Source organism: Bacteroides sp. MSK.20.12, from assembly GCF_019052435.1.
In the GTDB taxonomy this organism is placed as follows: Bacteria; Bacteroidota; Bacteroidia; order Bacteroidales; family Bacteroidaceae; genus Bacteroides; species Bacteroides xylanisolvens.
The window spans coordinates 58112-78723 of sequence record NZ_JAHQVH010000015.1 but is presented as its reverse complement, the minus strand read 5'-3'; the positions used below and the strand labels follow the sequence as shown (position 1 = coordinate 78723).

17 protein-coding genes are annotated in these 20612 nt (G+C 41.0%); 11 read left to right on the top strand and 6 right to left on the bottom strand.

The genetic code is table 11. From position 1 onward, the window contains the following. The first annotated feature begins 1 nt into the window (after window position 1). The 7 genes from rpsR (at window position 2) to KTR06_RS10130 (ending at window position 7300) form a co-directional block, all read left to right on the top strand. Window positions 2-274 (top strand): 30S ribosomal protein S18, encoded by a 273-nt coding sequence (gene rpsR / locus KTR06_RS10160; protein WP_004307964.1) that lies wholly within the window; start codon window positions 2-4, stop codon window positions 272-274. Between the two features lie 14 nt (window positions 275-288). Further along, a complete protein-coding gene (gene rplI, locus KTR06_RS10155; RefSeq protein ID WP_004307965.1) occupies window positions 289-732 on the top strand; it encodes a 50S ribosomal protein L9 in 444 nt (147 codons plus the stop codon). Window positions 733-814: 82 nt separating this feature from the next. Next, window positions 815-2479, top strand: coding sequence for a DUF6377 domain-containing protein (locus tag KTR06_RS10150; protein ID WP_004299331.1), 1665 nt, complete (start codon window positions 815-817; stop codon window positions 2477-2479). A 239-nt stretch (window positions 2480-2718) separates the two neighbouring features. Then, the gene (locus tag KTR06_RS10145; RefSeq protein ID WP_004299332.1) at window positions 2719-3831 is read left to right on the top strand and encodes a Gfo/Idh/MocA family protein; all 1113 of its coding nucleotides are present in this window, start codon (window positions 2719-2721) and stop codon (window positions 3829-3831) included. A 12-nt stretch (window positions 3832-3843) separates the two neighbouring features. Then, on the top strand, window positions 3844-5331 hold the full coding sequence (locus KTR06_RS10140) for a Gfo/Idh/MocA family oxidoreductase (protein WP_009040855.1): 1488 nt from the start codon (window positions 3844-3846) through the stop codon (window positions 5329-5331). A 44-nt stretch (window positions 5332-5375) separates the two neighbouring features. After that, window positions 5376-6239, top strand: a complete 864-nt coding sequence (locus KTR06_RS10135; RefSeq protein ID WP_004316253.1) for a DUF1080 domain-containing protein — start codon at window positions 5376-5378, stop codon at window positions 6237-6239. 152 nt (window positions 6240-6391) lie between these two features. Beyond that, window positions 6392-7300, top strand: coding sequence for a sugar phosphate isomerase/epimerase (locus KTR06_RS10130; protein ID WP_008025008.1), 909 nt, complete (start codon window positions 6392-6394; stop codon window positions 7298-7300). A gap of 89 nt (window positions 7301-7389) precedes the next feature. Here the strand turns inward: KTR06_RS10130 and KTR06_RS10125 are convergent, their stop codons facing one another. Beyond that, complete coding sequence (locus KTR06_RS10125) at window positions 7390-7611, bottom strand: hypothetical protein (protein ID WP_004299336.1); 222 nt, start codon at window positions 7609-7611, stop codon at window positions 7390-7392. Between the two features lie 159 nt (window positions 7612-7770). Continuing rightward, window positions 7771-9444 (bottom strand): long-chain fatty acid--CoA ligase, encoded by a 1674-nt coding sequence (locus tag KTR06_RS10120; RefSeq protein WP_004299337.1) that lies wholly within the window; start codon window positions 9442-9444, stop codon window positions 7771-7773. 110 nt (window positions 9445-9554) lie between these two features. Here KTR06_RS10120 and mtaB point away from each other — a divergent pair, with 110 nt between their 5' ends. The 4 genes from mtaB to KTR06_RS10100 are packed head-to-tail and all read left to right on the top strand — an operon-like array spanning window position 9555 to window position 13360. Continuing rightward, on the top strand, window positions 9555-10874 hold the full coding sequence (mtaB, locus tag KTR06_RS10115) for a tRNA (N(6)-L-threonylcarbamoyladenosine(37)-C(2))-methylthiotransferase MtaB (RefSeq protein WP_217290312.1): 1320 nt from the start codon (window positions 9555-9557) through the stop codon (window positions 10872-10874). Window positions 10875-10877: 3 nt separating this feature from the next. Continuing rightward, window positions 10878-11801 carry a lysophospholipid acyltransferase family protein gene (locus tag KTR06_RS10110; protein WP_217290311.1) on the top strand — a complete coding sequence of 308 codons (924 nt, stop codon included), beginning with the start codon at window positions 10878-10880 and terminating at the stop codon, window positions 11799-11801. A 2-nt stretch (window positions 11802-11803) separates the two neighbouring features. Next, a complete protein-coding gene (locus tag KTR06_RS10105; RefSeq protein WP_217290310.1) occupies window positions 11804-12832 on the top strand; it encodes a glycosyltransferase family 2 protein in 1029 nt (342 codons plus the stop codon). 3 nt (window positions 12833-12835) lie between these two features. After that, complete coding sequence (locus KTR06_RS10100; RefSeq protein WP_004321976.1) at window positions 12836-13360, top strand: methylglyoxal synthase; 525 nt, start codon at window positions 12836-12838, stop codon at window positions 13358-13360. A gap of 132 nt (window positions 13361-13492) precedes the next feature. Here the strand turns inward: KTR06_RS10100 and folB are convergent, their stop codons facing one another. From folB to KTR06_RS10080, 4 genes are all read right to left on the bottom strand, one after another. Continuing rightward, window positions 13493-13864, bottom strand: a complete 372-nt coding sequence (folB, locus tag KTR06_RS10095) for a dihydroneopterin aldolase (RefSeq protein ID WP_151934590.1) — start codon at window positions 13862-13864, stop codon at window positions 13493-13495. Continuing rightward, window positions 13848-14900 (bottom strand): acyltransferase family protein, encoded by a 1053-nt coding sequence (locus tag KTR06_RS10090; protein WP_087317222.1) that lies wholly within the window; start codon window positions 14898-14900, stop codon window positions 13848-13850. The genes folB and KTR06_RS10090 overlap by 17 nt, the downstream gene beginning before the upstream one ends. 303 nt (window positions 14901-15203) lie before the next feature. Next, entirely contained in the window at window positions 15204-17885 is a 2682-nt protein-coding gene (locus KTR06_RS10085; protein WP_217290309.1) for a 4-alpha-glucanotransferase, read from the bottom strand. Window positions 17886-18016: 131 nt separating this feature from the next. Then, window positions 18017-20560: an adenosylcobalamin-dependent ribonucleoside-diphosphate reductase gene (locus tag KTR06_RS10080; protein ID WP_217290308.1), complete on the bottom strand. Its 2544-nt coding sequence runs from the start codon at window positions 20558-20560 to the stop codon at window positions 18017-18019. Window positions 20561-20612 lie beyond the last annotated feature (52 nt).

The window sequence follows — 20612 nt, the reverse complement described above, 5'->3', positions numbered from 1 at the left end:
CATGGCACAACAAGTTCAATCAGAAATCAGATATTTAACTCCGCCGTCAGTAGACGTTAAGAAGAAAAAGTACTGCCGTTTCAAAAAGAGTGGTATTAAGTATATCGACTACAAAGATCCTGAATTCTTGAAGAAATTCTTGAATGAACAAGGAAAAATCCTTCCGCGTCGTATTACAGGTACTTCTTTGAAGTTCCAACGTCGTATCGCGCAGGCTGTGAAGAGAGCTCGTCACTTGGCATTGCTGCCTTATGTAACTGACATGATGAAATAAGAAGGAGGAAAAGTATGGAAATTATATTAAAAGAAGACGTAGTAAACTTGGGTTATAAGAACGATATCGTAAACGTGAAATCCGGATACGGTCGTAATTATCTGATCCCGACTGGAAAAGCTATCATCGCTTCTCCTTCTGCAAAGAAAATGTTGGCTGAAGAACTGAAACAGCGCGCTCACAAACTTGAGAAAATCAAGAAAGATGCTGAAGCTATGGCTGCTAAGTTGGAAGGCGTTTCTTTGACTATCGCAACTAAAGTTAGCTCAACCGGTACTATCTTCGGTTCTGTTGGTAACATCCAGATTGCTGAAGCATTGTCTAAACTGGGTCATGAAGTTGACAGAAAGATCATCGTTGTAAAAGACGCTGTGAAAGAAGTTGGTAGCTACAAGGCTATCGTTAAGCTTCACAAGGAGGTTTCGGTAGAAATTCCTTTCGAGGTAGTTGCTGAATAAGAGCAAATTTACTTCATATATGAAAAGCGATTTGTTCTGAACGAATAAATCGCTTTTTTTTGTTATCTTTGCTATTACTATTATGAAATTCAACTATTGTTTTCTAAAGAAGAGGTTTTTGCTTCTGCTGATTGCTTTGGGAATTGGCAGTGTTCTTTATGCAAATAATGAGTTGAAACTATTGACTGATTCTTTGCGTAGAGTGATAGATGAAAAACACGTCTTTGTTAAAGAGAAAGAGGATCGGATAAACCGGATAAAATGTATGTTGAGAAGTCCCGGTTTGACTCTTGAAGGAGAATATAGAATCAATCTACGGTTATATAATGAATATAAAAAGTTTCATATTGATTCAGCCATCCATTATGTTGATCGCAATATTGAGATTTCCCGCCAGTTGAATAGACCTTATTTCACCAACCAGTCGTCTTTACATCTTAGCCTTTTATATTCGATGTGTGGCAGGTTCCGCGAAGCGGAGATTATTTTGAAAAGTATAAAGACTTCAGAACTTCCCAGAGATTTATTAATAAACTATTATCAAACTTATTCCAGTTTTTGGGGACACTATTCGATTTCTGTCGCCAATAATCTGTATGGTAAGCAGCAGGCTGCTTATCAAGATTCTCTGTTTGCCCTCATTGACCACACTTCTTGGGATTATCGAATGTCCCAGGCTTCTTATTATATTTGGCGTGATACATTGAAATCGAAAGAGATTTTTAAGGAACTGTTGGAGATTGAAGAAGTGGGGACGCCTAATTATGCCATGATAACTCATTCGTATTCTAGGTTATGTCACCATCAGAAAAAGTATGATGAGGAAAAAAAATACCTGATGTTGTCGGCAATAGCCGATACCCGGAATGCTACGCGGGAAAATGCATCCCTGCAATCTCTTGCATTGATAGCCTATGATGAACAGAATTTAGCTGATGCCTTTAAATTTACACAGTCTGCTATCGATGACGTTATATCTTCCGGTATTCATTTCCGTGCCATCGAAATTTATAAATTTAATTCTATTATTAATACAGCTTATCAGGCGGAGCAGGCCAGATCACGGTCGCATCTGACTACTTTTCTTATTTCTACAAGTATTATCCTTTTTCTTTTAGTCCTGTTGGTGCTTTTCATCTATATTCAGATGAAAAAGACGTTGAAAATAAAACAGGCATTGGCACAGAGTAATGAGGAACTTTTGCGATTGAACAACAAACTGAATAGCATGAACAGCCAACTGAATGATACAAATAATCAGTTGTGCGAAATTAATAGTATAAAGGAGTATTATATAGCCGAATTCTTTGACGTATGCTTTAGCTATATCCATAAAATGGAGAAATATCAGAATATGCTGTATAAAATAGCTATTAATAAATACTATGATGAACTGATTAAGAAGCTAAAATCATCTGCGCTTATCGACGATGAACTTAGCGCTTTATATACTCGTTTTGATAAGGTCTTCTTGGGTTTGTATCCTACTTTTGTTTCTGATTTTAACGCTCTGTTGAAAGATGAAGAGAAAATTATTTTAAAACCGGATGCTTTATTGAATAGAGAACTTCGTATTTATGCTTTATTACGCTTGGGTATTACGGATAGTGGAAAGATAGCGAACTTTCTCCGTTGCTCTACAAGTACGGTTTATAATTATCGTACGAAAATGAGAAATAAGGCAGCCGTCGACAGGGATGAATTTGAGAATGAAATTATGAAAATTAGTTCAACACAAGAGACATAATTATCATTTTAACATTATAATACTTTCCAAATCATCTACATTTTTTTGATGTGTCAAGTTAGCTAAGTTGTTGATTAATAGTAAAAAATGCTATTTTTATATCTACATAAAGTAGTGTAAGTCAAATAAGCCGTTATTTATTTGGCTAGATTTGCAATATCAGTTTTTAGCTCATCAGTTTGGTAGTTAGAAGTTGATGTTTTATCTATTATTTGTACTTAAATTCACTATGTTTAATTATGAACACGCAATCTTCAGTAGACACGAGAATTAAAGTTGGAATTATCGGTTTTGGTAGGATGGGAAGATTCTACTGGGAAGCGATGACTAAAAGTGATCGGTGGAATATTGCTTATATTTGTGATACCGATCCGGCATCACGTCAGTTGGCTAAAAAGCTTTCCCCTAACTCTATTATAGTAGAAGATAATCAAAAGATTTTTGAGGATGAAAGTGTGCAGGTAGTCGGGCTTTTCACTTTGGCTGACTCGCGGATGGAACAAATAGAAAAAGCTATTCGTTACGGCAAACACATTATTTCAGAAAAACCAGTTGCAGATACAATGGAAAATGAGTGGAAAGTTGTAGAAATGACAGAAAACACAAATCTCATTTCTACGGTAAATCTGTATCTGCGAAATTCCTGGTATCATAATTTAATGAAGGAATATATCCAGCAAGGGGAAATCGGAGAGCTGGCTATTATTCGTATTTGTCACATGACTCCCGGCTTGGCACCAGGTGAAGGTCATGAGTATGAGGGACCTGCTTTCCATGATTGTGGAATGCACTACGTAGATATTACCCGTTGGTATGCAGGATGTGATTATAGAACATGGAATGCCCAGGGAGTGAATATGTGGAACTATAAAGATCCTTGGTGGGTGCAATGTCACGGAACTTTTCAAAATGGGGTCGTTTTTGATATTACCCAAGGATTTGTTTATGGGCAATTATCTAAAGACCAGACACATAATTCGTATGTAGATATTATAGGTACAAAAGGGGTTGTGCGTATGACGCATGACTTCAATACTGCTGTTGTCGACCTACACGGTGTCAATCAGACCATCCGTGTAGAGAAACCTTTCGGCGGCAAGAATATAGACGTGTTGTGTGACCTGTTTGCTGATTCGGTAGAAACCGGAAAACGCAGTTCACGATTACCGCTAATGCGCGATTCGGCTATTGCATCCGAATATGCATGGACATTCTTGAAAGATACCCGCAAACACGATTTGCCCGCTATTGGTAATTTGCGCACTTTGGAGCAAATACGCGAACGAAGAAAAAACATGAAAAATGGATATGGATTGTTGCACGGCAACCTTCCAAAGATTATTAACCCTTAAACAAATAAAATCATGTCAAACATTTCGAGGAGAAAATTTCTCAAAACGGGAGCCGCTGCTTTAGCAGGTATAACCATTGCTCCCAGTACAATTTTAGGTATGAGTCACGGGCATATTTCGCCTACTGATAAACTGAATCTTGCAGCTGTGGGTATTGGTGGCATGGGACATGCCAACATTAATCACGTAAAGGGCACTGAAAATATTGTGGCTCTTTGTGATGTGGATTGGAAGTACGCAAAAGGCGTGTTCGACGAATTCCCCAAGGCTAAAAAATACTGGGACTATCGTAAGATGTATGATGAAATGGGTAAATCTATCGACGGTGTGATTATCGCAACTGCCGACCATACTCATGCTATTATCACTGCTGACGCAATGACAATGGGAAAACATGTATATTGTCAGAAACCATTGACCCACTCTGTTTATGAATCTCGTTTGTTGACAAAACTGGCTGCATCAACGGGCGTGGTTACCCAAATGGGTAATCAGGGGGCATCGGATGAAGGTACGGATTTAGTATGTGAATGGATTTGGAATGGTGAAATCGGTGACGTAACGAAAGTTGAATGTGCAACAGACCGTCCTATTTGGCCTCAAGGATTGAATGTTCCTGAAAAGGTTGATAAAATTCCTAGCACATTGAATTGGGATTTATTCACAGGTCCTGCTAAAATGAATCCTTATAATGCTATTTACCATCCTTGGAACTGGCGTGGATGGTGGGATTACGGAACAGGTGCATTGGGTGATATGGCTTGTCATATTTTGCATCAGCCGTTTAAAGCATTGAAATTGCAGTATCCTACCAAAGTGGAAGGTTCATCGACATTATTGTTGAATGCTTGTGCTCCACAGGCACAACACGTGAAAATGATTTTCCCTGCTCGTGAAAATATGCCGAAAGTAGCTATGCCTGAAGTGGAAATACATTGGTATGATGGCGGTATGATGCCAGAACGTCCGAAAGGATTCCCAGAAGGAAAACAACTGATGCAGAGCGGTGGTGGTTTGACTATTTTCCACGGAACAAAAGATACATTGATTTGCGGATGTTATGGACAGAATCCTTGGTTGCTTTCAGGTCGTAAACCAAATGCACCGAAGGTTTGCCGTCGTGTTCCTAAAGCAATGAATGGTGGTCACGAAATGGATTGGGTACGTGCATGTAAAGAAGATAAATCTAATCGTATCATGACTAAATCTGACTTCTCAGAAGCCGGACCTATGAATGAAATGGTAGCAATGGGTGTATTGGCTATTCGTTTGCAAGCTCTGAATAAGACTCTCGAGTGGGATGGAGCTAACATGTGTTTTACAAATATCGGTGATAACGAAACCATTCGTACTGTTATCAAAGACGGATTCAAGATTCATAATGGTCATCCTACATTTGATAAGACATGGACAGATCCGATCAATGCAAAACAGTTTGCGGCTGAATTAGTGAAACATAATTATCGTGAAGGCTGGAGACTGCCTGATATGCCAAGATAAAAGTAGATTAAAAATTAAAGATTAAAAATTAAATAGTTGATATCATGAAAAAAGTATTTTATCCATTAGCTTGTTGTTGTCTTGCTGCAGGCGTTTTCGCTTCTTGCGGTGGTCAGAAGAAAGCAAATGCTCCGGAAGAGCAAAAAGTTGCGTTGACTTACTCTAAATCATTGAAAGCGGCAGAAACAGATAGCTTGAATCTGCCTGTTGATGAAAATGGTTATATCACAATCTTTGATGGCGAAACATTTAACGGATGGCGTGGTTATGGAAAAGACCGTGTTCCTTCTAAATGGACAATTGAAGACGGTTGTATCAAATTCAACGGTTCTGGTGGCGGTGAAGCTCAAGACGGTGATGGTGGTGACCTGATCTTTGCTCACAAGTTTAAAAACTTCGAACTGGAGATGGAGTGGAAGGTTTCTAAAGGTGGTAACTCCGGTATTTTCTATTTAGCTCAGGAAGTTACATCGAAAGATAAAGACGGTAATGATGTGCTTGAGCCTATTTATATTTCCGCGCCCGAATATCAGGTGTTGGACAATGCCAATCATCCGGATGCAAAATTGGGTAAGGACAACAATCGTCAGTCGGCTTCTTTGTATGACATGATTCCGGCAGTTCCTCAAAACTCTAAACCGTTTGGCGAATGGAACAAGGCTAAGATTATGGTTTATAAAGGCACTGTTGTTCACGGACAAAACGATGAAAACGTACTTGAATATCATTTGTGGACAAAACAATGGACTGATATGTTGCAAGCAAGTAAGTTCAGTGAAGAAAAATGGCCTTTGGCATTTGAATTGCTGAATAATTGCGGTGGCGAAAATCACGAAGGTTTCATTGGTTTGCAAGATCACGGTGACGATGTTTGGTTCCGTAACATCCGCGTGAAAGTTTTGGACTAATCGAATAGCAATAAAGAAAGGCACGGGTTACGTGTATTTCACGTTTTTTTTGAATGGCGATTGCCATGGAGTAACCGTGAAGTCTGTGTAATCCGTGCCTGTTTTTTTCTATGTAAACCTGAATAATTGTAACCCACACTAATATCTATTATATGAAAACTAGAATTTATATCTGTGCATTGGCTGCTCTTTTCATGATTCCACTGGCAGTAACGGCACAAACCAAGAAAAAAGCTAAAAAAGAAGTAGCAATTCAGCTCTATTCTGTCAGAGATATATTAAACAAGGTAGACAACAAAAATGGTAAGTGTGACCCCACTTATACTGCTCTTCTGAAGAAATTGGCAAACATGGGATATACCGGTGTTGAAGCAGCCAATTATAACAACGGTAAGTTTTATGATCGTACTCCCCAACAATTTAAGAAAGATGTCGAATCGGCAGGATTAAAAGTTTTGTCTTCACATTGTACAAGACAATTGTCTAAAGAAGAATTGGCTTCCGGCGACTATTCAAAGTCACTTGAATGGTGGGATCAATGTATTGCCGATCACAAAGCTGCCGGTATGAAATATATTGTAGCTCCATGGATGGATGTACCTAAGACGCTCAAGGATTTAGAAACATATTGTGCATATTATAATGAAATAGGCAAGCGTTGCAAACAACAAGGTTTGTCGTTCGGATATCATAATCACGCTCATGAATTTCAGAAGGTAGAAGATAAAGTGATGTATGATTATATGTTGGAACATACGAATCCTGAATATGTTTTCTTCCAGATGGACCTTTATTGGGTAGTTCGCGGACAAAACAGTCCTGTTGATTATTTTAATAAATATCCCGGTCGCTTCCAGATATTCCATGTGAAAGATCACAGAGAGATTGGACAAAGTGGAATGGTCGGTTTTGATGCTATCTTTAAGAATGCAAAAACTGCAGGCGTTAATTATCTCGTTGCTGAAATCGAAAAGTATAGTGTTCCGGTAGAGGAAAGTGTAGAAGAAAGTCTGGATTATTTATTGAACGCTCCTTTTGTGAAAAGTTCATACGCTAAATAACGTGTGGCTTGCTAAAATAAAGGCATAAAAAAAAGTCTGTGCATGCTTTCGCATGGCAGACTTTCAATTCTCTCTAAGCTGTTTCTGAATTATTCAGCTACAGTTTCAGTTGCAGTGCTATCAGCATTCAAAGAATCTGCTGCTGCGGCTGCTGCTTGTTCAGCTTCAAGAGCTGCTGCTTCTACTGCTGCGATTGAGTCAGCGATACGGATAGAATCCTGAGTTGCTTTTGCTGCGTCAGCTGCTTTGTTACCACATGATGCGAATGATACTGCTACGATAGCTACGGCCATCAAAACTAATTTTTTCATTTTCTTTGCTTTTTAAAAACGTAATACAATCAATTGCTTTATTAAAACGATGCAAAGGTATGTACTTTTTCAATATGTTGTTCTCGAAACGCCAACTTTTTTTATATTTTTTTTTGTAACTGGCCACTTTTCTCCCCTTTTTATATGTTTTAGAACATGCTAATCGACAGCAATACTGTTATATAAGTATCTTTTTATGCTTCTTTTGGGCGTTTTTTCAAATTCAGTAGGGTAGAGTTGGATCTTGCTGATTTTCTCATAAGCGGCTACGTTGCTGTTCAGGTTCTTAAGATTTTCATCCATGATTGTTTTCAGGTTATCCGGATTATTTAATCCGAGAGAATCCAACGCTTCGTAATCGGCATAAACAAGTGCCACTAATTTTTTATTGCGTTCGATAACAAGACTTTCGAGAATGAAAGGCAGGTTATTCAGTTTGGTTTCCAACTCTTCGGGGAAGATATTCTGTCCGCTAGAACTTAAGATCATAGTCTTGAGTCGTCCCCGGATGAAAATATTTCCGTTGCTGTCCATGGAACCGAGGTCGCCGGTACGTAGCCAGCCGTCCTGCGTGAATACTTCCTGCGTTGCTTCCTGGTTCTTGTAGTAGCCCACCATCACATTTTCTCCCCGAACCTGGATTTCTCCGGTTTCTGCTTCCGGGGTTTCCTTATAGATACGTGCTTCCATTATATCTAGAATCTTTCCGGAAGAACCTAGTACAAATTCATCCCAGGGGGCGTAGCTGATAAGCGGACCGCATTCTGTCATTCCATAACCGATGGTAAAAGGGAATTTGATTTTGTAGAAGAATTCTTCTACTTCCTTATCCATAGCGGCGCCACCGATAATGATCTCTTTAAACCGTCCTCCCAGTGCATCAATCAGTCTTTTACGTATCTGGTTGTAGATTTGGGTGTCGAGCAGAGGGATATTGAGTGCCCACTTCATACCTTTTTTATTAATGAGTGGCTGGATAATATTCTTATATATCTTTTCAATCACTAGCGGGACAGTAATAATAAGGTTAGGTTTCACTTCCTCAAAAGCTTTCATTATAATTTTAGGAGAAGGCGTTTTTCCAAGCAAAGTGACATGGGTGCCGACAGCCGTTGCTGTCAGAAAGTCGAATGCGCAACCGTATGCGTGGGCGAGGGGAAGGAAAGAAAGCACTTTATCCCCTTTTTTAAGGAGTTCGGTACGAATACCGAAAGTGACATTGCCGGCAAGATTGTTTCCTGTCAGCATCACACCCTTACTGAAACCAGTGGTTCCGGAAGTGTAATTTAACAGCATCACTTTGTCATTGGATAAAGTGGTGTACTGAACATCTTCACGGGTAAATCCTTTCGGATACAAAGCATGCATCTCTTTATCGGTATTTTTCAGAAACTTCTGTATGGTTTCCCCGTCACGTTGATAAAGACACCGGAAATCAGTCAATGAGAATACTCCCCGTAGTCCCGTTAATTTTTCCTCTTCCAAATTCTCCCAAATGCTGTCGCTGGTGAACAGGAATACAGATTCGGAATGATTGACGATATGATGAACGTCATTAGGCGTAAAATCTTGAAGGATAGGGACAATGATCGCTCCGTATGTGATCGTTGCCATATAGGCGATGCACCAATGAGCGTTATTTTTGCCGATAACTGAAATCTTATCTCCTCTGCGAAGGCTACAATGTTTGAATAACAGATGTAAACGGGCGATTTTTTCAGCTACCTCACCGTATGTGTATTGGGTATCTTCTCCATAATCAGTATAACAAGGCAGATCCCAATTCTCACGAAAACTATTTTCGTATAGTTTAATGAAATTCTCTTTAATCATTGCACGTTTTTTAGTGAATTGTGCAAAAATAGGAATAAACTTTCGTATCCTAAAGTGTTTTACTGATAATAATGTGTAACTTTGCAAAGTTAATGTGTTTATAACAGCTTATGATAGATACCACTGTATTTCAAAATAAGACAGCCGTTTATTATACTTTAGGCTGCAAATTAAATTTTTCAGAGACTTCAACTATCGGTAAAATCCTGCGTGAGGCAGGAGTCCGGACTGCGCGCAAAGGAGAGAAAGCAGATATCTGTGTGGTAAATACCTGTTCGGTGACGGAGATGGCGGATAAAAAATGCCGGCAAGCCATTCATCGCCTGGTAAAGCAGCATCCCGGTGCTTTTGTGGTAGTGACCGGATGTTATGCGCAATTGAAGCCCGGCGACGTGGCAAAGATTGATGGAGTAGATGTAGTGCTGGGAGCGGAACAGAAGGGAGAACTACTTCAATATCTGGGCGACCTCCAAAAGCATGAAAAAGGAGAGGCTATCACTACTACAACCAAAGATATCCGTTCGTTTTCTCCCTCGTGTTCACGGGGAGACCGTACCCGTTTCTTCTTGAAGGTGCAGGATGGATGCGATTACTTCTGTTCATATTGCACGATTCCTTTCGCCCGCGGGCGAAGTCGTAACGGGACTATTGCTTCCATGGTTGAGCAGGCCCGGCAGGCAGCTGCTGAAGGTGGAAAAGAAATCGTTCTGACCGGAGTGAATATCGGAGATTTTGGTAAAACAACAGGAGAGAGTTTCTTTGATCTGGTAAAAGCATTGGATCAGGTAGAGGGAATCGAACGTTATCGTATCTCTTCCATAGAACCCAATCTGTTGACTGATGAGATTATCGAGTTTGTGTCTCATTCCCGCAGTTTTATGCCTCATTTTCATATCCCTTTGCAATCCGGTTGCGATGAAGTTTTGCAGTTAATGCGCCGTCGTTACGACACTGCTCTTTTTGCTTCGAAAGTGAAGAAGATAAAAGAGGTGATGCCGGATGCTTTTATCGGAGTGGACGTGATTGTGGGAACCCGTGGAGAAACACCCGAATACTTTGAACAGGCTTATCAGTTTATTGACGGTCTGGATGTGACGCAGTTGCATGTGTTTAGCTATTCCGAACGTCCCGGAACGCAAGCCTTAAAAATAGAATATGTGGTTTCTCCGGAAGAGAAGCATCAGCGTAGTCAGCGTCTGTTGGCACTATCGGACCAAAAGACACAGGCTTTTTATGCACGTCATATCGGGCAGACAATGCCGGTGTTGATGGAAAAATCGAAAGCTGGTGCTCCGATGCACGGATTTACGGAGAATTATATTCGTGTAGAGGTGGAAAGTGATGACTCGCTGGATAATCAGGTGGTTAATGTACGTCTGGGAGATTTTAATGAGGAGATGACAGCACTTAAAGGTACAATTATGATATAAGTTATGAAATCAAAACTTATCTATTGGTTGGTATACAGTGGAATGTGGCTGTTTTCAGCTCTTCCGTTCCGGGTTTTATATATGCTTTCGGATTTTAATTATCTGCTGATGTATCGTGTTGGAAAATATCGTCGGAAAGTAGTTCGGGGAAATCTATTGAGATCATTTCCGGAAAAAACTGATGCGGAGAGATTACAGATAGAACGCAAGTTTTATCGCTATTTGTCGGATTATATGCTTGAAGATTTGAAATTGTTGCATATGTCTGCTGAAGAACTTTGTGAGAGAATGACTTATAAGAATACGGAACAATATCTTGAACTGACTGAAAAGTATGGAGGTATTATAGTAATGATTCCTCATTATGCCAATTATGAGTGGTTGATAGGCATGGGAGCAATCATGAAACCGGGGGATGTTCCCGTACAGGTTTATAAACCGTTGAGGGATAAATATTTGGATGAGTTGTTTAAACGTATTCGTTCTCGTTTCGGGGGGTATAATATTCCGAAACATTCTACAGCCCGTGAAATTATTAAGCTCAAACATGATGGAAAAAAGATGGTAGTCGGTTTGATTACTGATCAATGGCCTAGTGGATATGATAAATATTGGACTACTTTTTTAGGACAGGAAACTGCTTTTCTGAATGGTGCGGAGCGAATTGCCAAAATGATGAATTTCCCTGTTTTCTATTGTGAACTTAGTAAGAATCGCAGAGGATACTGTGAAGCGGAGTTCAAGTTGATGACGGAAACACCGAAAGAAACAAGAGAAGGAGAAATCACGGAAATGTTTGCTCATAGATTAGAACAGACGATTCGTAAAGAACCGGCATATTGGTTGTGGTCTCATAAACGTTGGAAAATGACTCGTGAAGAAGCTGACCGATTAGAAGAGAAAGAATTGAACAAGAAGAAGGAATAACAATGAAAGTTTCAGTTGTAATTTTAAATTGGAACGGATGTGATATGCTCCGTACTTTTCTTCCGTCCGTCGTCCGGTATTCGGCAGGGGAGGGGATCGAGGTCTGTGTGGCTGACAATGGTTCTACGGACGCTTCCGTTACTTTGCTTCAACAGGAATTTCCTTCTGTCAGAACGATTGTACTCGATCAGAATTATGGCTTTGCGGATGGATATAATTTAGCATTGCAGCAGGTTGACGCAGAATATGTAGTTCTTTTGAATTCGGATGTCGAGGTGACGGAACATTGGTTGGAACCAATGATTGCTTATCTTGATAAGCATCCGGAGGTAGCTGCTTGTCAGCCGAAGATACGAAGCCAGCGGCAAAAAGAATATTTCGAATATGCCGGGGCAGCCGGTGGCTTTATTGATAAATACGGTTATCCTTTTTGTAGGGGGCGTATCATGGGAGTTGTGGAGAAAGACGAAGGTCAGTATGATACAGTAATTCCTGTTTTCTGGGCCACGGGGGCAGCATTGTTTATCCGGCGCGTTGATTATGTGAATGTCGGAGGATTGGATGGACGTTTCTTTGCTCACATGGAAGAAATAGATTTGTGCTGGCGACTCCGTTCACGGAATCGTGAGATTGTCTGTATACCTCAAAGCATTGTCTATCATGTGGGGGGAGCTACTCTTAAAAAAGAGAATCCTCATAAAACCTTTCTTAATTTCCGTAATAATCTTGTCATGCTCTATAAGAATCTTCCACAGGAGGAGTTAAATAAAGTGATGCATATCCGGACTTGTCTCGATTATCTGGCGGCGTTCAATTTTTTGTTGCAAGGGCACTGGGATAATGCTAGTGCTGTGATGCGTGCGCGGAAAGAGTATAAACGATTATGTCCGTCGTTTTCTTTATCCCGTGAAGAGAATATGAGAAAAAAAACTTTGAATCCGATACCTGAACGGACAAAAAGTAGTATCTTGTGGCAGTTTTATGCGAGGGGATGCAAACGATTCTCTCAATTGTCGGATTTAAAAGGATAGCAAATGAAATCAAAGGTTAGAAGAGGCATCGGGCTGGTAGCGCATGATGCAATGAAAAAAGACCTCATCGAATGGGTACTGTGGAACTCGGAACTGTTGATGGGTAATAAATTCTATTGTACAGGTACTACGGGTACTTTGATATTGGAAGCATTGAAGGAGAAACATCCTGATGAAGAGTGGGATTTTACGATTTTAAAATCAGGTCCGTTAGGTGGTGACCAACAGATGGGATCACGTATTGTGGATGGGCAGATTGATTATCTTTTTTTCTTCACGGACCCTATGACATTGCAACCGCATGATACGGATGTAAAAGCATTAACCCGTTTGGCCGGTGTAGAAAATATTGTTTTCTGTTGTAACCGTTCTACGGCGGATCATATTATTTCCAGTCCGTTATTTATGGATCCTGATTACGAACGCATTCATCCGGACTATTCCAGCTATACAAAACGTTTCCAGAATAAACCTGTGGTGACGGAAGCTGTCGAATCGGTAAATCGAAGAAAAAAGAAGAGAAAATAAGCCGGTAGTTTACGGCTGTGAAAATAGAAGCAGATCTTGCTTAAAAAAGGAATGCAGATGATACGGATTACTTTATTAATATCGTATTATCTGCATTTCGTCATTTATGTTTCATTTCTAGCTGTGATTATCTTATTTCTTGCTGCAGTGTAGCTCAATTCCTGCGGACTCTATATCTGCTCCCATCGGTGGGTTTCGTTTGGAAAGCCGGAGTTCGATTTCTTCAATACAGGGGAATTGGTCAAAGAGTTTTTGTATAATCCGTCCGCTGACATGCTCCAGTAACTTTGACGGAATAGCCATTTCATTTTTTATCACTTGATGTACTTCAGCATAGTTGACAGTGTCGGCAACCTCATCTGTCCGGGCAGCTTTGCTGATATCCACTTTCAGTTTCAGGTCAATGAGATATTCATTTCCAATCAGATTTTCTTGCGGTGCGACTCCATGATAGGCGTAACAACGAATTTCCTTCAAAAGGATATAGCTACTGTTTATCTTCATATACTGTCTTTTTAGTATGATCTTGTTTGACTTTTAACAGGTCTTTCTGTGCAACCATTTGTGGAATCACTTTAAGAAAGACGGGGGTGAGCAGAAGGCAGATGCTTAATGTTATAAGCAGAAGTGCGCTTGCCTGTGCCCAACTATTGTGAATATAACGGCTGACTAATGGACCTAAAAAATGAAGTATCGGTCCATGAATACTCAAGGTGATAATTGAATATCGTCCCAAGTAAGAAACAACCTTTATCTTCTTCACTTTTTTGCAAAGTAACATAATCATAAATATTCCTGCAAACGCAGCGATATATACTTGAAAAATATTTCCCGTATAATTGTTGGTACGCATACCCAATGTGGTAGCGGTAAAGTACATTACCACCAGTGCCAATACAATAAAAACCGGTATCAGTTTGTCGAAACGATGGCTGGGATATAGAAAGAAATTATACCGTCGGATCCAGAAACCGGCCACATAGAAGGGGAGGGCAGTCATGGAAACATCTATATACAGGGGTAACTCTATCTGTAATTTTCCGAGATAAAATCCTGCGCAACCAATCAGGATTGTCACAGCGAACATGACAGGCAGATGCTTTTCGCGCAGAAAGTGAATTAGATAAAATAGGATGTTGCAATTAAATAATGCGAGTAGAAACCAGATCGGTGGATTGAACTTGATAAGGTCGTGTCCATGAAATACAACTAAGAGTTCATTCCACGACACAGGCAGTTGAAACACTCCTGGAGCAATCTTCCAAACAATGTATTTCATTAGAAATGCACTTAGATAGAAGAAAAGAAAAGGAATAATCAATTTGTTTATTTTTCGTAGGATGAATCCGAACAGGCCTTCGTATGATTTGAAAAACACTCCCGAGATAAAGAAGTAAAGCGGCATGCGGAAACAGGATAACATCGAATTCGTATCCAGTTGTTCGAAGGCCCCTCCAACGTGTGCCATTACCACAAGGATAATGCAGACTCCTTTGGTTAAGTCCACAAAATCAATACGTCTGCTCTGGTTGCCTTCCATTATCTCTTTTTAATTTCTCTTTTTCGGCGCAAAGATACTTTATAAATCGGAATAAAAAGAGGAACATTGAAAAAATAAACGAATGATGCGAAAAGCGAAAAAGTATGATATATAGTAATGATATTATTGCGAAAAAAATGGTTGACTATGTTTTGAAACTCCTTATTTTACCTCTGTTATCAATATATCCTTGAAAAACGAATGACGCGGATCACATAGATTTTTAGCGTTCTTAATCTAGTGTTATCCGCGTCGGTAGTGTCCGGAAAATATCCTTTTTGAAAGTTACTTGTATCTTTTATTCTATTTATTCGGATCTCTTCCTGTGTATTTAATCAGTTCACCAATCTTATCATTAAGTGTTTTTGCTTTCATCAACTGTTCCAGAGTGAGATGCATCCGGTATCTCCAGTAATTGCGTGGATTGGATGGAACATTAATTCGCTCTTCCGCCACATTCGGATTTCTCCATTTCCCGTCTATCGATAACCAGTCTTGGAAAGACAAGATACAGAGAATGGAATTACTGTTGAGATGGTTGCGTACGATTTCCTCGCATAACTCCGGGGTGGCAGTTGTCGGTGCAACTCCGTAATGTCCTAACGTTGCATTATAGTAACGTTGGGTCTGTTGATAATCTTCTTCCCACCAGCCACGCAACGTAGACATATCGTGAGTGGAGATTGTGCAGACAGACCGGTACGGATACTCATTTAAATGCCCGAATTCATACATCGGATTCTTAGGCATCCGCTGAATTTCCAGACTAAGAATCCGGAGATCATTCATCACCGACGACACACAAGCAGGAATCATCCCCAAATCTTCTCCACAAACCAACATGCGGGTTGACTGTGTCAATTGAGGTAACTTCTTCATAGCCTGTTGATACCAGAACTCGTTGTGCCGGTGATAATAATACTGATCGTATAGTTTGTTAAACGCATTTTTCTCTTCTTCGTTCAGCGACCGGAATACGAAATCCCGTTGCACACCGATGCGCGGGTGGTATTTACCTTCCTCTTTCTTATCCGCAACAAATAAGACGTTGCTGATTAATGAATAAAGCCCTTCCCGAATCCATACACTATCTTCATCATTTCTACCGGCGAAGAATTGCTCTACCTCCCGTTGTGTTTCGAATCCCGGTTTCATCCGATAAAGTCCGGAGTCATCAACCGATTCAAGGAAATCCTGTTTGACTAAATGGGTATGCGGTCCGAACAACTGTCCGAGGAAAGATTCATGGATGAATGGTAGCAGATATTCATCCCGGAACGTTAGACCATAACTTTCGATTTCTTCCCGGCTCATCGGTAAAGAAGGATCAAACTGACCTAACAATCCGTGTACAGCGTGCATTGGTATTTCCCAAATACGGAAGAACCCGAGGATATGATCGATCCGGTAAGCATCGAAGTATTCCGCCATTTTCTGAAAACGCTTCATCCACCAGCGGTATCCGTCTTTTTCCATGACATCCCAGTTGTATGTGGGGAATCCCCAGTTTTGTCCGTTGATCGAGAAATCATCGGGCGGAGCACCCGCTTGTCCGTCGAGATTGAAGTAATGGGGTTCTGTCCAGGCTTCCACGCTGTTGCGGCTGATACCAATCGGAATATCCCCCTTTAATACGACACCGTGTTGGCGGGCATATTCGGTTGCAGACAACAACTGCAGGTGCAGATGATACTGGATATAATAATACAACGAAATGTGAGGATAATCTGCCGTTCCCGGTTGGCACATTTTTTCTATATCTTCCGCTTGGTAAACAGAGTGTCTCGGCCATTTGCGGAAATTGGGCGTTTTGTAGGCATCGCGCAGATAACTAAAGACTGCATAAGGTTGCAGCCATTCCTTGTTCGTTTCAAAGAAATCTTTGAAACCTTTGGAAGCCAATACCTTTTCTCCTTCCTGTCGGAACAGTAAGTTGAAAAACTCCCATTTAGTTTGGTTGACCGCTTCGTAGTCAATAGCAGGGAGGCTGTTCAGTTCCTTTTGTTTCTTGCTGAATTTCGATGCCGCTTCTTTATCTTTCAGAGTTCCCATTTGTCTGATATCCGCGTACATCGGATGGAAAGCATAAATTGAAATGCTGTTATAAGGATAAGAGTCCGTCCATGCATGAGTCATGGTGGTGTCGTTGACCGGTAAAATCTGAATAACTTTCTGGCGAGTATTTACTGCCCAGTCGACCATACGTTTCAAGTCGCCGAAATCACCTACTCCGAAACTTTTCTCTGATTTTAAAGAAAATACGGGTATAGCGATTCCTGCCCCTTTCCATGCGGGAATGTCGAAATAAACATATCGGTCGGAAATCACGAGCGTTTCGTTGGTCTTCAGTTCCGGGTCTGCCAGATAGCGGTTAGGGTTTTTCTCCCAGCAGTCTGCTTTCTTTTCCTGTTTGTTGTAGAGGATGAATTTATATTCCAGCGGATATTTAAGTTTGCTGGCGTCCAGCTCTATCTGCCATTCCGGGAAATTGGTATCACTCATCAACACCGCTTTCTCCGGGTCCCAGTGACCTAATGATTTCTGGTTGCCACAAATTGCCAGGCAATAATCTTTGTTGATACGTGGGGCGTAGGCCTTGATAACCAGTCCCTTCTTATATCTTTGCGGGATATTCTCTTTTTCAGGATGTGCCAGTAAGGCTTCTGTAAAAGCAGAACTATAAAGATACAGTTGTTCCGGAATATTTTTCCAGCAATCATTGATTCTGTATATCTTCCTGGAACTGCCTGATAAGAAAATAGATCTCGAAAAACTGTCCCATTCCTTGCGGATAACTATTCCGTTTTGCTCTATCTGATAGCTATAATTGATGGTCATCCCTTCTTGAGGGACTTCAAGCTCAAGTTCTGCCGTCCAATAGATACCATCGGTGGTGTGTAAAGGAATTGATTCCGGAAATAAGCCGGAAATCCTTACTTCTTCTCCCCAATTGGTGCGGTATTCAATATTAAATGATAGAATCATATATATTAGATTTTGATTGTATATGTAAGACATTGCAAGTATAAGACATTTTTTTGAATAAAAAATAAAAGGAGCCGCACCGGACTCCTTTTAATCTTTTGTTTATATATTAATTAACATACGTAGGACTATTATCCACATCTGGAAGCGCCGCAAGTAGTACAAATCAGACAGCCTTCCTGATAAACCAATGTCTCGTTGCCACAGTTCGGGCACTTCTTACCTTTGGCTTCCGTTCCATCCTGAATATACTTCTTCAATGCACGTTCTACACCGTTTTTCCAAGTGTTGATACTTTCACTGTTCAATTGCAGAGAGCCAACCAGTTTGATAACCTGTTCAATCGGCATCCGGTAGCGAAGCACGCCGGAAATCAATTTTGCATAGTTCCAGTATTCCTTGTTGAACTTCTCTGACAATCCTTCAATGGTCGTCTTATATCCGCGTTTGTTCTCGAATTGGAAGTCGTAACGTTTGGTACCGTCTTCATCCACATTTTTGATGATACGTCCGCAAGTTACGCTCTTAGGCAGCAAGATACCTTCGTCGTCATCTTGCAAACCAGTGAATATTTCATAAGGGTGTCCGTCCAATAATCCGACAAAAGCTACCCATTTTTCCTTGTTGTTCTGGAAACGGACAACGTCTGCTTCCAATATTCTCGGACGTACCTCTACAACCGTAGGCGGTTTGCAAGGAGGAAGTCCTTCTTTCTTGTCTTTATCCGATTTCGTAGAGATCAGCACTCCGGAGCGTGAACCGTCACGATATACGGTACAACCTTTACAGCCGGATTTCCATGCTTCTACATACAGGCGGTTTACTAAATCCTCGTCCACATCGTTCGGCAGATTGATGGTTACGCTGATAGAGTGGTCTACCCATTTCTGGATTCTTCCCTGCATCTTCACCTTCATCAACCAGTCGACATCGTTAGAAGTCGCTTTGTAATAAGGAGATTTGGCAACCAGTTCGTCAATCTCTTCCTGGGTGTAACGTCTGGCCGGATCGTATCCGTTAGCTTCCATCCAGGTAACAAATTTATGATGGAATACGATATATTCTTCGAATGCGTCCCCTGTTTCGTCTACAAAGTCTACATGCACATTCGTATCGTTCGGGTTCACCTTTCTTCTACGTTTGTAAACAGGCAGGAATACAGGCTCGATACCCGAAGTGGTCTGCGTCATCAAACTGGTCGTTCCGGTTGGAGCAATCGTCAGGCAGGCAATGTTACGGCGACCATATTTCTTCATGTCCTCATACAGTTTCGGGTCGGCTGCTGCCAAGCGTTGGATGAACGGATTGTTCTGTTCACGTTCGCTATTGTATATTTCGAAAGCACCGCGTTCTTTGGCCATTTCCACTGAAGAACGATAGGCACCGAGAGCTACTGTCTTGTGTACTTTTTCAGAGAATTCCGTTGCTTCTTCCGTTCCGTAGCGCAATCCTAAAGCAGCAAGCATATCACCTTCTGCAGTGATACCTACGCCGGTACGACGACCTTGTCCGCTCTTCTTGTAGATTTTCTCCCAAAGTGCACGTTCCGCATGTTTTACTTCTTCGTTTTCCGGATCTTCGTCAATTTTGGTCATGATACGTTCGATCTTCTCTAGTTCGAGGTCGATAATATCGTCCATGATCCGTTGAGCGAGAGCCACGTGTTTTTGGAACAAGTCGAAATCAAAATAAGCATCCGGTTTGAACGGATTTACCACATAAGAATATAGATTGATAGCCAGTAAGCGGCAAGAATCGTAAGGACATAGAGGAATTTCTCCACATGGGTTGGTAGATACCGTTCTATACCCCAGGTCTGCATAACAATCAGGCACAGATTCACGGATAATCGTATCCCAGAACAAAACGCCCGGTTCTGCCGATTTCCATGCATTGTGAACGATTTTCTTCCACAAGGTAGAAGCGTCGATTTCCTTGGTGAATGTAGGTTGGGCAGAGTCGATAGGATATTGCTGTACATACGGCTTTTCGTCTACGGCAGCCTGCATGAAAGCGTCGTCCAGCTTGACAGAAACGTTTGCTCCAGTCACTTTACCTTCGGTCATCTTGGCATCAATGAATGCTTCCGAATCCGGATGCTTGATAGACACGCTCAACATCAATGCACCGCGACGTCCGTCTTGAGCTACTTCACGAGTGGAATTCGAATATCGTTCCATGAACGGAACAAGACCAGTAGAAGTCAACGCCGAGTTTTTAACGGGAGAACCTTTCGGACGGATGTGTGATAAGTCATGACCTACACCACCGCGTCTTTTCATTAGTTGTACCTGTTCTTCGTCGATTTTGATGATAGCGCCATAAGAGTCGGCTGCACCGTCTACTCCGATAACGAAGCAGTTGGATAGTGAAGCAACCTGGTAGTCGTTACCGATTCCTGTCATCGGGCTACCTTGGGGGACGATGTACTTGAAGTGATCCAGTAAATCATACAGTTCTTTTGCTGTCAACGCATTCGGATACTTCGATTCTACGCGTGCCACTTCATTTGCAATTCTCCAATGCATGTCTTCCGGGGATTTTTCATAGATATTACCGAAAGAATCCTTTACTGCGTATTTGTTTACCCAAACCCTTGCAGCAAGCTCGTCGCCTTGAAAATATCGTAAAGATTCTTCATAGGCTTCGTCGTAAGAATAAATATGTTTTTCCACGATTCAATTTGTGTTAAATCTCGTTTTTAATAAGTAATATGTAGAAGTTTAC